Source organism: Rhodococcus sp. NPDC055024, assembly GCF_053608585.1.
This window is the reverse complement of record NZ_JBSGVT010000005.1, coordinates 53,097-67,131: the sequence shown is the minus strand read 5'-3', so window position 1 is coordinate 67,131 and position 14,035 is coordinate 53,097. Positions and strand designations below refer to the sequence as shown.

At 62.9% G+C, this 14,035-nt stretch carries 14 protein-coding genes; 3 read left to right on the top strand and 11 right to left on the bottom strand.

The annotated features are described in order from the left end of the window. Positions 1-47: 47 nt before the first annotated feature. Both uraH and uraD read right to left on the bottom strand, forming a co-directional pair. Positions 48-377, bottom strand: coding sequence for a hydroxyisourate hydrolase (gene uraH, locus ACWF6P_RS13170; protein ID WP_452621278.1), 330 nt, complete (start codon positions 375-377; stop codon positions 48-50). After that, positions 374-892 (bottom strand): 2-oxo-4-hydroxy-4-carboxy-5-ureidoimidazoline decarboxylase, encoded by a 519-nt coding sequence (uraD, locus tag ACWF6P_RS13165; RefSeq protein WP_452621277.1) that lies wholly within the window; start codon positions 890-892, stop codon positions 374-376. The genes uraH and uraD overlap by 4 nt, the downstream gene beginning before the upstream one ends. A gap of 116 nt (positions 893-1,008) precedes the next feature. Here uraD and ACWF6P_RS13160 point away from each other — a divergent pair, with 116 nt between their 5' ends. Then, positions 1,009-1,809 (top strand): tyrosine-protein phosphatase, encoded by an 801-nt coding sequence (locus tag ACWF6P_RS13160; RefSeq protein ID WP_452621276.1) that lies wholly within the window; start codon positions 1,009-1,011, stop codon positions 1,807-1,809. Here the strand turns inward: ACWF6P_RS13160 and ACWF6P_RS13155 are convergent, their stop codons facing one another. The 9 genes from ACWF6P_RS13155 to ACWF6P_RS13115 form a co-directional block, all read right to left on the bottom strand. Then, positions 1,810-2,172 carry a VanZ family protein gene (locus ACWF6P_RS13155; RefSeq protein WP_452621275.1) on the bottom strand — a complete coding sequence of 121 codons (363 nt, stop codon included), beginning with the start codon at positions 2,170-2,172 and terminating at the stop codon, positions 1,810-1,812. Beyond that, positions 2,169-2,519, bottom strand: coding sequence for a hypothetical protein (locus ACWF6P_RS13150; protein ID WP_378447650.1), 351 nt, complete (start codon positions 2,517-2,519; stop codon positions 2,169-2,171). The genes ACWF6P_RS13155 and ACWF6P_RS13150 overlap by 4 nt, the downstream gene beginning before the upstream one ends. Then, positions 2,519-2,944 (bottom strand): DUF1707 SHOCT-like domain-containing protein, encoded by a 426-nt coding sequence (locus ACWF6P_RS13145; RefSeq protein ID WP_452621274.1) that lies wholly within the window; start codon positions 2,942-2,944, stop codon positions 2,519-2,521. The genes ACWF6P_RS13150 and ACWF6P_RS13145 overlap by 1 nt, the downstream gene beginning before the upstream one ends. A 76-nt stretch (positions 2,945-3,020) precedes the next feature. After that, on the bottom strand, positions 3,021-4,817 hold the full coding sequence (locus tag ACWF6P_RS13140) for an acetyl/propionyl/methylcrotonyl-CoA carboxylase subunit alpha (RefSeq protein WP_452621273.1): 1,797 nt from the start codon (positions 4,815-4,817) through the stop codon (positions 3,021-3,023). 138 nt (positions 4,818-4,955) lie between these two features. Continuing rightward, complete coding sequence (locus ACWF6P_RS13135) at positions 4,956-6,356, bottom strand: condensation domain-containing protein (protein ID WP_378447648.1); 1,401 nt, start codon at positions 6,354-6,356, stop codon at positions 4,956-4,958. 4 nt (positions 6,357-6,360) lie between these two features. After that, a complete protein-coding gene (locus ACWF6P_RS13130; RefSeq protein WP_317553297.1) occupies positions 6,361-6,777 on the bottom strand; it encodes a SufE family protein in 417 nt (138 codons plus the stop codon). After that, entirely contained in the window at positions 6,774-7,679 is a 906-nt protein-coding gene (locus tag ACWF6P_RS13125) for a sulfurtransferase (RefSeq protein WP_452621272.1), read from the bottom strand. The genes ACWF6P_RS13130 and ACWF6P_RS13125 overlap by 4 nt, the downstream gene beginning before the upstream one ends. 118 nt (positions 7,680-7,797) lie before the next feature. Continuing rightward, on the bottom strand, positions 7,798-9,261 hold the full coding sequence (locus ACWF6P_RS13120) for a condensation domain-containing protein (protein ID WP_452621271.1): 1,464 nt from the start codon (positions 9,259-9,261) through the stop codon (positions 7,798-7,800). Next, complete coding sequence (locus ACWF6P_RS13115; RefSeq protein WP_378447644.1) at positions 9,261-10,754, bottom strand: condensation domain-containing protein; 1,494 nt, start codon at positions 10,752-10,754, stop codon at positions 9,261-9,263. The genes ACWF6P_RS13120 and ACWF6P_RS13115 overlap by 1 nt, the downstream gene beginning before the upstream one ends. Positions 10,755-10,903: 149 nt before the next feature. On the opposite strand from ACWF6P_RS13115, the gene ACWF6P_RS13110 reads away from it, so the two are divergent. Beyond that, positions 10,904-12,601 carry an MFS transporter gene (locus ACWF6P_RS13110; protein WP_452621270.1) on the top strand — a complete coding sequence of 566 codons (1,698 nt, stop codon included), beginning with the start codon at positions 10,904-10,906 and terminating at the stop codon, positions 12,599-12,601. A gap of 62 nt (positions 12,602-12,663) precedes the next feature. Continuing rightward, positions 12,664-13,962 (top strand): DUF222 domain-containing protein, encoded by a 1,299-nt coding sequence (locus ACWF6P_RS13105; protein WP_452621269.1) that lies wholly within the window; start codon positions 12,664-12,666, stop codon positions 13,960-13,962. Positions 13,963-14,035 lie beyond the last annotated feature (73 nt).

The window sequence follows — 14,035 nt, the reverse complement described above, 5'->3', positions numbered from 1 at the left end:
TGCCGGTTGTGATGTTGCCGGTTGTGATGTTGTCGGTAGTCACGTGTTCAGCTCCCGCGATAGGTGGAATAAGCAAAGGGCGACAGCAACAATGGGACGTGATAGCCCCGTGCGGTGTCGTCCACCCGGAAGGTCACTGTCACTTCCGGGTAGAAGTTCTCTTGTCCGTTGGTCTCGAAATACGTTCCGGTGTCGAAAGTCAGGGTGTAGTGACCGGCGGTCAGGCCGCCCGGAGCAAGTTCGGGGATGCGGCCGTCGGAATCGGTCTCGGCAGTGGTGATCGTGGCGCCGCCTCGATCACGAAGTTCGACGCGAATCCCCGCCGCGGGATTGCCCGTCGTCGCGTCGAGAACGTGTGTGCTCAGGGTCTTGCTCATGCTGCGCCTCCGGCGAGTGAATCGATCAGACGGGCAAGTCTGATCCGATTGATGGCGGCCAATTCGGTTCGAAGTACGGAACGCTCGGTCGCCGGGTCGTTTCGGAGACGACCTCGAAGGATGTCGAGGAGCTCCGTTCCAGATTTCCCCGACGCGCAGACCAGGTAAACATGGCCGAATTTGTCCTCGTACTCGGCGTTCTTCTGCCGAAGTTCCGCGAGTACGTCTTCTGTCTCGGACGAAACGCCTGACTGTTCCCGGGTCGAGGACGCGCTCTCGCTTCGGTCGCCGATTCGTGGGTGGCCGGACAGTGCGTCGTCGATCTCGGACTCGGGAAGCTCGGCCAGCACTGCATCTGCCGTGTCGAACAGAGCCTTCAGATCGGCGAAGGGGCGCGACGTGGCGATTTGCTCTGCCCACATGGCGGAATGGCAACACTCGAGCAGGGCCGCGACTGCCTGGTGGTCACCGAGCGCATCGAAGGCTCCGAGACCACTGGAATTCGTTGTAGGCATGTCCACAGGATTACTTGAGCATGTTACGGATCTGTAGCGCAGCAATTACGGGAGATGATGTGTCTCGATCTTATTTCTCCGGCCGCCCTTTTCCGGTGACAGATACATTCTTAGGTATGACCGATACTCCCAAGTTGTCTTCCGTCGTACCGTCACTGGCGAACCTCCGAGACATCGGCGGCCCCGAATCGAGCTTCGGTGGCACCGTCCGCACCGGGAGCGTGTTCCGTTCCACCGATCTGGCATCGCTCAGTGCGGAGGGCGCACAGACCCTCGCCGATCTGGGAATCGTCACGATCTACGATCTGCGCACCGAATCCGAACGTGAGACGGCGCCGGACCTGACGCCGGACGGTATCCGGGAACTCGGCCTGGACGTGTTGGCGGACAAGCAGTATCGCGCCATTCCAGCTCAGATGCAGCAGATGATCGCCGACCCGGCATTCGCTGCCGAAGCGTTGGGTAGCGGCCAGGCACTCGAATACTTCCAGGGAAGTTACCGCGATTTCGTGACCTTGCCGAGTGCAGTCACGTCGTACCGGCAACTGTTCGTCGACTTGGCGCAGCCGTCCAGTTCGCCGGCACTCGTTCACTGCACCACGGGCAAGGATCGCACGGGTTGGGCAGCGGCCGCGTTACTGCTGTTCCTGGGTGCCTCCGAGGACGCGGTCTTCGCGGACTACCTCGAAACCAACAAGGTGCTGTTGCCGATGTTCGCGCCGCTCCTCGAGCGATTCGAGGCCAAGGGAATCGATCCGACCCTGCTCGAAGGTGTCCTCGGTGTCAGGCGCGAGTACCTGGAGGCGTCGATGGCAGAGCTTGCGCAGGTCCACGGATCGATCGAGGCGTACTTCACCGACGGCTTGAAGATCGACGCGTCGACTCAGGACCAATTGCGGAGCAACCTGCTCAGCTGATCAGGACCTGCTCGGCTCGTCGTCGCGGGCGCTTCGACGCCGCATCACGAGGCTGACGATACCGATTCCGATGGCAATGCCGAGCAGGTCGGCGGTGCCGTCCCAGATCGAACCCGAACGCGAAATGGGCAGCGCTGCTTGAAGAACCTCGGATGTCGCGGCGAAGATCACCAACCACACCGCCGTGAACCACGCCGGGATCCGGGCGTGCAGCGAGGTGATCGCCAACACCGCGAACATCAACGTGTGGGTGATCTTGTCGGTGTTCTCCGGGCTCGACGGAACAGCGGAGCCCGGAGAGAACAGCATGATCAGAGCAATGACCACGGCTATCGCCAGCGGCCAGTATCGGTTGTTCTTCAATTCGTCTGCCCCTCGACGACAACGAGTCCGAGTGCACCTTCGGCGAATCTCGTGACGGCCTCGGCAGCTGTCGCGAGTGCCTCGGTGTGCCCGTCGCGGGCCCAGCCGGTGAGCAGGGCAGTGGAGTCGAGAGGCGTCAGAACGACCTCGGCGAGGAGCTCACCGGTGTTGGGTTGGCACACGGCCCAGGAGTAGACGCTGTTTTCATGCCACTGAACGCTCCGCTGACTCACGTACTCGGGGTCGGTGATACCGCCGTCGGCAAGCGCTGGGCGGTCGTCCACACGCTCGTCTGCGCGCAACGCCCGCAGATACCAGCCACCTGCGTTGATCTCGATCGGCTCCATCAGTCGGAGTCCCGCTCGCGGCGGCGCTTGGCTTTGCGTTCCCTGTCGGTGCCGAACAGCAGCGCACCGGCAAGGGGAATGGCGAGGAACCACAACCAGGTACCGGTGACGAAGAACAGGATCACCGCGAGAATCGGAATGACGGCCATGATCCGTCCGGACCAGTCGGGGTTGAACCTTCGCTCCGCCGGTGCGTCGGGAGGCGTCACCATCGACAGGGGAGCGGTGCCGGGGGCTTGATAGTTGCCCGGTAGATCGGCGAACACTGGCACGAGTTCACTGCGAGTTGTTGCGGCACTGACGATTCCGCTTCTCTCGTCGAATTCCGTGACGGTGAGGCGCCCTGCAGCGAAGTGCTCGCTCAGGAGATCGAGTGCCTGCTCGCGTTCTGCAGTGCCGATGCGAATGTCGGGGACGTCAGCCATCGTTACAGCCTACTCAAACGACTGTGCGCCTTTCCGATAGTGGGGACTACCGGAAAGGCGCACGGGGCCGGAGGCCCTACTTCAGTTCAGCGAGAACCGTTCCCTGCGTGATTGCTGCACCCGGCTCGACGGACAGTCCGGTGACGACACCGGCCTTGTGCGCGTTGACGGGGTTCTCCATCTTCATCGCTTCGAGAACCGCGATCAGATCGCCTTCGGCGACTTCCTGGCCTTCGGTCACTGCGACCTTGACGACGGTGCCCTGCATCGGAGCGGTGACAGCGTCACCCGATGCTGCACCTCCGCCGGCGCCGCCGCGCTTGCGAGCCTTCGGCTTCTTGCGGATCGCACCGGAGGCAGCGCCGCCGCCGTTGCCGAGCGAGAACTGGCCCGGGAGGGAAACCTCGACGCGACGTCCACCGACCTCGACGACGACGTTCTGACGCGGCAGAGCCTCGTCCTCGTCGTCGGTCGGGGCACCGGAACCGGCGTAAGGCTCGATGGTGTTTTCCCAGTCGGTTTCGATCCACTTGGTGTAGATGTCGAACTTCTCGCCGTCACCGACGAATGCCGGGTTCTCGACGATGTGGCGGTGGAACGGGAGGACGGTCGCGAGGCCGTCGATCTCGAACTCGGCCAGGGCGCGCGATGCCCGCTGGAGGGCTTCTTCGCGGGTCGCTCCGGTGACGATGAGTTTGGCGAGCATGGAGTCGAACTGTCCGCCGATGACGTCGCCGGCGACAACACCGGAATCGACGCGAACGCCGGGGCCCGTGGGCTCGCGGTAGACGGAGACCGGGCCGGGGGCAGGCATGAAGCCGCGTCCGGCGTCTTCACCGTTGATGCGGAACTCGAAGGAGTGTCCACGCGGGGTGGGATCTTCCTTGATGGAGAGTTCTTCGCCGTTGGCGATGAGGAACTGCTGACGCACGAGGTCGATGCCCGCGGTCTCTTCCGTGACGGGGTGCTCGACCTGCAGGCGGGTGTTGACCTCGAGGAAGGAGATGGTGTCGCCCTGAACCAGGTACTCGACCGTTCCGGCGCCGTAGTAACCGGCTTCCTTGCAGATGGCCTTCGCGGACGCGTGGATGCGTGCGCGCTGGTCGTCCGTCAGGAAGGGGGCCGGAGCCTCTTCGACGAGCTTCTGGAAGCGACGCTGCAGCGAGCAGTCGCGGGTACCGGCGACGACGACGTTGCCGTGCTGGTCGGCGATGACCTGAGCTTCGACGTGGCGGGCCTTGTCGAGGTACTGCTCGACGAAGCACTCGCCGCGACCGAAGGCTGCGATGGCCTCACGGGTTGCCGACTCGAACAGTTCGGGGATTTCCTCGATGGTCTGCGCGACCTTCATGCCGCGTCCACCGCCGCCGAAGGCAGCTTTGATCGCAACCGGTACGCCGTATTCCTTGGCGAATGCGACGACCTCGTCGGCGCCCTTGACGGGATCCTTGGTGCCGGCCGCCATCGGTGCCTTCGCACGCTCCGCGATGTGGCGAGCGGTGACCTTGTCGCCGAGGTCGCGGATGGACTGCGGCGAGGGACCGATCCAGATCAGGTTCGCGTCGATGACGGCCTGGGCGAAGTCGGCGTTCTCGGAGAGGAAACCGTAGCCGGGGTGGATGGCGTCGGCGCCGGACTTCTTGGCTGCGTCGAGGATCTTGTCGAACACGAGGTAGGACTCGGCGGACGTCTGTCCACCGAGGGCGAATGCCTCGTCTGCGAGCTTCACGAACTGCGCTTCTGCATCGGGCTCGGCGTAAACGGCAACGCTGCCGTAGCCGGCATCCTTGGCCGCCCGGATGACCCGTACCGCGATTTCACCGCGGTTCGCGACAAGCACCTTCGTAATGTGCGCGCTGGCATGACTGGGCACTGAGCCTCCTGTGGTTCGCATAGTCTGTCTCCGCGGTGTATTCCTCTGGGATTTCACCATCGGGGGATTGGCATCACTTCGGAGTGTATGCATCGCTTCGGCGCTGGTTGTAACCGGATCGCTAAAGCCCACTCCGGCTTAGGAAACGGTTTCGAAAACTACCGATGAGTAGCTGTCGGAGGTGCCGGTGTCCGGTTCGGTGACGATTTCTTCGACGGTCCGGCGCAGTGCGGCCACGTAGGCGTGGACCGCGGCATTCGCCGTCTCGTTGCCTGGGTACCTGACTGCGAGGTTGAGGCCCTGGGGTGTGCGGTTGATCCAGATGTAGACGTCGTGTGTGTATGCCTTGCTTCGGAGTGCTCTGGCGTTCCATTCGGGCCACTGTGCGGCCTCGGGTACAAAGCGAACGTCCATGTAGGACACCACGAATCGCGGTCGGATGGGCGTTCCGAGGTGTTCGCCGATCCGATCGAACGGGACAGCGGCGGCAGGCTTGACCGAAGCGATCGAGTCGGCGGCGCGCTTCGCGAGGTCGCCGAACGAACAGTCCGATCCGACCACGAACTCGACCGGGCACAGTCCGACGAACCAGCCCAGCGCACCCGCCCATTCCTGGGCGCTACGGGTGTGAACCGGAGTCACGACCTCGAATCGATCGGCTGCCGCGACTTCACGACCGACAGCGGCAAGGCCGCCGAGTAGTCCGGCGAAGTACCCCACGCCAGAGGCTGCGCACGTAGAACTGAAGGCCTTGGACTGGTCAGCGTCGAGAAGCCAGGTCGACAAGCCGTTCTGAGATTCGTTTCCACGTTCACCGATCGGTAGCGGGAACTGAGGTAACCCGTCACTTCCGAGCGCGCCGCGCCAGATCTCGACCGCAGCCTTTTCGGCCTCCATATCGGCCATCTGCTCGCGTTCGACGGCACCGAAATCGACGTAGCTGCCCACGGGGAACAGATTCGCCGCACTGCCGGTCGCCGCCTCGCGGTACAGCGCTGCGATCTCGTGAGCGACGAGGACGATGGAAAAACCGTCGATGATCGAATGGTCCGCTGCGAAGAACACGGTGAACGGACCGTCGCCACCGCGCGGCGTCAACGTCGCGAAGACGTACGACGGCCAGCTGTGCGGCGACGCGTAGTCGTCGAACAGGCGGTGAAGGTGATCGAAGTTGTCCTGGCTGGACGCGTCGTAGCCGTGGCTGACGACCCCGATGTCGATGCCGCCGATCGGGACGGTGTGCCGGGTGATCTCGCCGCTCGAGGGTTCGAGGACGGTATGCGAGCGCAGAACTTCATGACGGTCGATCCACCGGCCGAGTGCAACTCGGAAGGCATCGACGTCGAGCGGGCCGGAAATCTCGAAAGCTGTTCCCAGCCAAGACTTGTCGCCTGCGCCGGCAGCGGAACGGTTGAGATGTGCCTCGTGAATGTAGGAGACGGGCCGCGGATCCGGAACCCAGGGCCCGGTTGCGCACGGCAACCATTCGACGAGTGCGCCGGCCGGAATCGCATAGTCGGCCAGTTCGGTGAACTCCATGTTTTCAGCCCCGCAAGTGCCGCTTGATGCGCGCGAGCATGGCCGACATTCCCCGCAGACGGAGCGGGCTCACAGCTTCTGCGAGACCGAGTGCCGAATAGAAGTCGTCGGGTACACCGAGGATCTCGTCGGCGCTGTGACCGTCGAGCCCCTGCGCGAGGATCGATGCGAAACCACGCGTGGTGGGAGCCTCGGGGGGAGCGCTGAAGTACAGGCGAACGTTGTCGCGGTCCGAATCGTCGACCGAGAGGAACAGCGGCGACTGGCATTCGGGGACCGGCTCCATCGCGCTCTGTTCGAGCTCCGCCGGCAACGGCGGCAGTTCTCGGCTGAACTCGAGGAGAAGGGTGAGCTTGTCCGAGGCTCCGACGGCTGCGAAGTCTTCGACGATCTCGGCCAGAGCTGAAGGTAGAGCGCTCATGACGCCGATACGGAGGAAGGAACGGCGCCGGGCTCTTCGCCCTGGACGATCGGGACGCGCACGGCATTGCCCCACTCGGTCCATGAACCGTCGTAGTTGCGAACGTTCGGGTAGCCGAGAAGGTGGGTCAACACGAACCAGGTGTGACTGGAACGCTCACCGATGCGGCAGTACGCGACGATGTCGTCGTCGGCCGACAGGTCGCCGTAGATCTCGCCGAGTTCCGCGCGGGTGCGGAAGCGGCTGTCCGGGGCCGCTGCCTTCGCCCAGGGAATGCTGAGAGCGCTGGGGATGTGTCCGCCGCGCAACGCACCCTCTTCGGGGTAGTCGGGCATGTGGGTGCGCTCGCCGGTGTACTCCTGCGGAGATCGCACGTCGATGAGCGGCCCGTCGCCCAAGTGTGCGAGAACGTCGTCCTTGAATGCGCGAATGGGAGCGTCGTTGCGCTCGACGACCGGGTAATCGGTCGACGTGATTTCGGGAACGTCGAAAGCGGTGTCGCGGTTCTCGGCGATCCACGCGTCGCGGCCACCGTCGAGCAGGCGGACGTCCTCGTGGCCGAACAGGGTGAAGACCCACAGTGCGTACGCGGCCCACCAGTTGCTCTTGTCGCCGTAGATGACCACGGTGTCGTCGCGGCTGATGCCCTTGCGGTTCATCAACTCCGCGAACTTTGCGCCGTCGATGTAGTCGCGGGTGACCGGATCGTTGAGGTCGAGATGCCAGTCGATCTTGACGGCACCGGGGATGTGGCCGACGTCGTACAACAACACGTCTTCATCGGATTCGACGACCTTGAGACCCGGCGCGCCGAGATTCGCCGAGAGCCATTCCGTCGAGACCAACCGGTCGGGATGCGCGAACTCGGCAAACGCGGTGGAGGGATCGGGGGCAACGGGCACGGGCGTACTCCTGAAGACGAATCGTTCGGTTCGAACACGGACTTGATCGATTCTATGCGCTGTGCGCAAGGCGAGACGCCTGGAAGCAGGTTCTGCCTGCTCGTACCCGTTGCCGAAACTAAATTCTCGGTGTTCCTGCTCCGACGCTCGAATCTCTCAATTGTTCGGTGACACTTCCGATCGGCGTCACGCCCCGGGCGCAGACTTCTCTCAGAATCCGGTCGAGCTCGGTGAGGAAATTCACCATGGTTTCGTTTGCGGTGTCGGTGTCCGGGAAGCGAGAGCGCAGCGAGAGACCGCGGTTCGTCCGCGAAATCCAGAACTGGGCATCGTCGGCGACCGTCACGTTGCTGATGTGATGAGCGTTGAGGAGATCGTGATCGTCGGTGCCGGGAAGTTTGCGGTAGTCGATGTACGACACCATGAAGACGTCGGTGCGCGTGCGTCGAATCTTGTCGCCCAAAGCATCTCGAACCTGAGCCATGGTGACGCCTTCGAGCGTCAACGCAACTCGGAACGACGCGTGCGTATGTGCAAGGGATGCACCGAAATCCGCATCGGGAGTGATCTGCACCGTGATCGGCGCACTCGTGGTGAGCCAACCGATCGCGTCGGCCCATCGCGGATCTTTGCGGATGTGCAGTGGGAATTGCAGCGGAAGTGTCGACTGTCCAGTGTGCGAGTGAACGGAAAGGCCCATCGCAGTGAGGATTCCGGTGAAAACGCTACCGCCGGCGGAGAGGCAGATCTCGTCGAACGTCGCCGTCAATTCCTCGTCGAGCAGCACGCGCACATCGGCGCCCTGCGGCGCGGGCTTTCCTCCTTCGACGCCGAGATCCAAGGGGAAACTCGGCGATGTACCGCCGCAGATCTCGTAGAACCTGGCCCACTCGCGGATTCGGGGGTCGTTGTCGACGGGAAGCAGAGCGTCGGCCTCCAATTCGCAGTACCGCACGAAACTTCCCGGGTCACCCAGCCGGTTCATCACTGCGTCGACGGCCTCGCGGTGGCCGAGTTCGGGGAGGACGATCAGTCCCTCGTAGATCTGTCGCAGTTCCCCGAGGGCGATGACCAACGAATAACCGTCGACGAGTGTGTGATCGAACGCGCTCAGAACCGTGTAGTGCTCTTCGCGTTCGACCGTGGCAAACGTGTAGGCAGGGAAGGTCAGAGGATCGCACACCGTCGTGAATCGCTTCTTGAGGTGCGCTCGTAGGTCTTCGGTGGAATCGAATTTCAGAGGCTCGGAAGTCTCGATGTGTGTGCCGTCAGGGTCGAGTCCCATTCGGGTGGTGGTGAACTCGCCCACCTCGAATCCCGTGTGCAGCGTGTCATGGCGACTGATGAACAGGCGCAGTGCGAGATCGAGTGCCGGCCGATTCAGTTCGCCGGGAAGGTCGAATGCGGCTGCCATCCACACACTTCGGCCCATGCCGTGTGTTCGCGCAGTTTCGAGATGAAAATGCTGGTTGTACGACGGTGGTACCTCCGACTCCGTGACGGCGCCGTCAGCGGGTTGGAGTGACCATTCGGTGACGATTCCGGGCTCGAGTCCGTATCGATCGATCGAGGTGACATGCATCAGGACACTCCCTCTGGTGCGGAGAACGAGTAGTCGCCCTGAGCTGCAACAGTTTTGATGATGTTGGAGACGTGCTCGGCGAAGCGGGTGGCCGACTCGTGGGCAATGGGGGTGTCGGGGTGTGACACGGCGATCCACGTACCGGTGTGCATCCGGTTGATCCACATCGACGCGATCTGAGTCTCTTTGCCGCCGACGATTCCCGTAGCCTTCGTCTCGACGTAACTGTACGGATCCGGCATGCGTCGACCGTCGATGTACGAGACGATCGGCGGCGGGGTGAGCGTTTTCGACAGTCCGCCGGGAGCGGAATCCGAGTCGGCCAAGCTCGACAGAACCAGGTCGATGACTTGCTGCACAGAGACATCGAGCAATGCCTTGCCATCGTGGTAACCCTGCTGCCCGACTTTCGCCAACTCGGTGAAACGTCGTTTGTCGTCGACGTCGATGCCGACGGGGATCAGATTGATGTACCAACCCTGCGCAAACGAGTCGGCCTCGGTTCGCGTGCTGACCGGCGAGAGAGCGATGTACTTGTCGCGCCCGGCCAATTCGAATTCCGCGATCGCAAGCGCGGCGAAGATCCCACCGATGAAGTTGGCGCCGTTGGCTTTACAGATCGCACCGAACTTCTCGCACTCGGTGTCGTCGGCCAGGTCGAAGCGTGAACCGATGGCCGGTTTGGGGGCGTCCTCGGCCCCGAGTGGGAGGGGAAATCCGGGGAACGAGCCGCCGCTGCGCATGAGGTAACCGAGCCACTGATGCACTGCGGGTGACTGCATCGTCAGCTCGGTTGTTCGCGCGCGCTCGACACGACCGAACTGTGCGTAGCTTCCCGCGGGACCCAACTCGGGCTGTGACCCGGTCGTTTCCGCTGCGTACAACTGACGCAATTCTGCGTACATCAGGACCATCGAGTTCATGTCCGAGTGAGCGTGGTCGACGGCGTGAAACAGGGTGAAACTCGGCTGGGCTTCCGTGTCGGTGTGATCGTGCTCGACGGCGCCGAAAACGAATGCCGGCCACTGCAGCGCGCTGGTTTCCGTGGCGAACTTGGTGGCGACGAGCGCGCGAATCGCCTCGGATTCGGAGACGTCGTCGCCGATGCGGTACTCGAGTTCGATGCTCTCGACCGGCACGACGTGTCGACGGACTTCGAACGAGGTGTCCGCTGCGTCGGTGGTGGCCTCGTCGAAGGAGAACCAGCTGTGCAGTGTGTCGTGGCGTCGGACGTATCGCTGCAGGGCTCGCGTCATGGCGTCGCGGTCGAGGGTTCCGGCGAAATCGAAGGCGATACCGATCCACGGAGACTGAGGATCGCCCTTTTCTGCGGTGACGCGGGCGCGTCGCAGGTGGCGATCCTGCATCGTGGTCGGGGGTAGTTCTCGGTCGATCTCGGCTTCGGCGGCTCGCTGAGCGGAAGCATGCGTGACGCCCCATTCGATTACCCGTCCAGGAAGCGGGTGCCAATGGGTGATCAAGTTCAGATCCATCGAGTAGAACTCCTGCGTGTGTCGTCGAGAAGCCTGCTCTGAAAATGGGCAGACGACGAACTATCCCATCTGCGGGACTGAATTGTCCGAAATACTACAATCTAAACAAGAACAGGTTCTAGAAGGGTCGTGTCGATTAGGATCATTCGGTGCTTCCGGACCCTTTAGGTGACGCTGTCGGCGCCGACCACAAGAGCGGACGGCGATCAACTTCTCTGACGCCCTGGCTCGGTTTGGCCACGAGTCTGGCGGCGGCGTTCATGCAGTTGCTCGACGCAACCATCGTCAATGTCGCGCTACCGAGCATCGCCGTCGATCTTCAAGCCGGCGTCTCAGCGCAGTTGCTCATGGTCAGTGTGTACATCCTGGCCTTCGCGTGTTCCTTGATCACCGCGGCCCGGCTGGGGGACCTGTTCGGTCGCAGGGTTGTGTTTCTGACCGCCCTGTCCGTATTCGTCGCAGCCTCGTTGCTGTGCGGGCTCGCTCAGAGCGCGACGATGTTGATCGTCTTCCGCGGCCTGCAAGGGCTGGCGGCCGGTTCGATGTCGGCGCAGACGTTTGCCATCATCTCGGGTCTGTTCCCGAAGGCGAGGCATCCGCGGGTGTTCGGGATCTACGGAGCGACGATAGGGCTGGCAACGGTCAGTGGACCCCTGGTCGGCGGGCTGCTCATCGAATGGAATCTCTTCGACTGGGGTTGGCGCCTGATCTTTTTCGTCAACATCCCCATCGGTATCGCCGCCTTGATCCTCGGGTTCTTCCATCTCGTCGATGCTCGCGCCGAGCATGTGCGCTCACTCGACCTGATCGGCGCTGCGCTGTCGTCGCTGGCGCTGTTCCTGCTGATCCTTCCCCTGGCCGAGGGGAGGGCGCGTGGATGGCCGGCAGGGCTGGTGGTGATGCTCGCGATGTCTGTGCCGGTGGCATTGGCCTTTGTGCTCTACGAATCGCGTCTGGGGAAACGAGGCGGCGATCCCGTCCTTCGTCTCGAGCTTTTCCGCGACCGAGCCTTTGCCATCGGTGCGATTCTTGCCTTCGTGTTCTTCGGGACCTTGACTTCGCTGATCTTCACCATCAGCCTGACGCTCCAGTTCGGATTCGGATTCTCCGCGCTGAGAGCGGGAGTGATGACGCTGCCGTGGGCCGTCGGCATGGGTGTGGCGGCAGTTCTCTCATCGGCGGTGTACCGGATGCTCGGAAACCGTGTCCTGATTCTGGGGATGGTGGTTTTTGCGGGCTCGCTGATCGCATTGTCGGTCATCCTCGAACACGAGGGAACTGATCCGCGCTGGCTGGCGCTCGCCGGGCCACTGCTTCTGGGAGGCGCTGGGCTGGGACTGTTCGTGGCACCTCTGCAAACCGCGATCCTCGCGACGGTCGAGCCGGCGCACGCAGGTTCGGTGTCCGGGCTTCTTCCGACCGTTCAGCAGGTCGGTAGCTCCATCGGACTGGCATTGATCGGCGTGGTGTTCTTCTCGCTCGTGGCAGGGCAGGCTCCGCAAGCGGTGCAGGGGGAGCGGCCTGAATACGTTGCACACCTCGAAGCGGCCGGCGTGGCCCCTGGTCTCGTCGACATCGCAGAAAAGGCCTTTGTCGATTGTGCGACAAGTCAATTGGCATCGGGAACACCGATGGAGGTGGCGCCGCAATGTCGCCGCGACGGCTCCGCTGGTGCCGGGGGTCAATCCGTTCAAGTGGCAGTTGATGCCGCGTACGCATCCACTCGGGCCGCTGCCGGCGAAGCATTTCTCGAAGCTCAGCGCCGTGTACTCGCGATCATCGCAGCAATTGCGCTCGGCATCGGGTTGGCGTCGACTGCCCTACCTCGGGTCAATTCGCCAGTCTGAAAATTTGCCCTTGACTCGAACGGGTGTTCGAGTACCCTGTGTGTAGGGGATCGGGGGATTCTATGAGTGTCTTGTCGTCGGAAGTGGTGTCGGGTTCTGCGGTGGGGTTGCGCGGACGTCTGTGGCGGTTGTCTGCTGCCGAGTTACGCGCCGCTGCTGTCGAGGCGAGTACGGAGATTCTTCGCCTGGAAGCGGTGCGAGTGGCGGTGGTGGACGAACTGACGATGCGTCCGGATGATCAGGTGATCGCGTCCCGCGGGGTGGGTGCGTGGTTGGCGGCAAACACGATGCTGCAGGTTCGGGACGGGAAGAAGATCGCCGCCCTGGGGGCAGCGCTACGCGCGTTCCCGGCCGTGGCAGCAGGCTTCGATGGTGGGGATTGCTCGTTCGATCATGCCGTTTTGATCGTCGCGTTCTGTGAATCCCCGCCGAAGGGGATGCCGGAGGAAGCGCTCCCTCGCTGCATCGACCTACTGCTCGCTGCTGCGTCCGGGGTGGAAGCGACGACGACGAAGGTGCGGCACGTGATCGCGACTTTGGAGCGGGTGTTCGAGCCCGATGAGATTCCACCTGCCGAAGACGTGGATCGGAACGAGCTCCGTATCGCCTCGACGTTGAACGGTCGCGTGGTGGTGCGCGGTGATTTCGATGCTCTTACCGGCGAGATGCTGCTGTCGGCGTTGTCGAATTTGACGATGCCGACCCCAGCACCCGATGGAACTCCCGATGCCCGGTCGGCGGCGAAGCGGACGGCGGACGGGTTCACCGAACTGATCCGCCGGTACCTCGACTGCGCCAAAACCGGAACGGATGGTGGGCAGCGTCCGCATGTGAACGTGCACATCAACGCCCGCGACCTCGCTGAGCATCGGGACTGCGCCGCAGCGCCTTCTGATGGTGAAGAGTCTCGGCCGGATCTTGATGTCGGGCACATGCCGTGGCTCGGGCCGCTGTCGGTGTCGCAGACGAGGTTGTTGGGGTGTGATTGCTTCCTGTCGACTGTGTTGCTCGATGATCACGGCGCACCCTTGGATGCGAGACCCGGAAAACGATTGGTCAACGCCGAACAACGCGTCGCGCTGATTGCCCGCGACAAGGGCTGCGCGTTCCCCGGCTGCACATGCGTACCGGCCTGGACCGATGCGCACCACATTAAGCACTGGGCGAACGGCGGTCCGACGGTGATGAACAACCTTGTCCTACTGTGCCGTTCACATCACCGGTTGATGCACCGCAAATCGGGGTTCGTCGGTAAATGGGAAATCCGGATGGGTGTCGACAACAAACCGTGGTTCATCCCGCCGCCCTCGATCGATCCCGGGCAGCACCCCAGGCCAGCGAACACCACCTTCAAAACCTGAAGTCGCAAACCTCTTCAGGGACAACAAAAAGACCAGCTTCGCATCGGCATGGATCCGATGCGGAGCTGGTCGT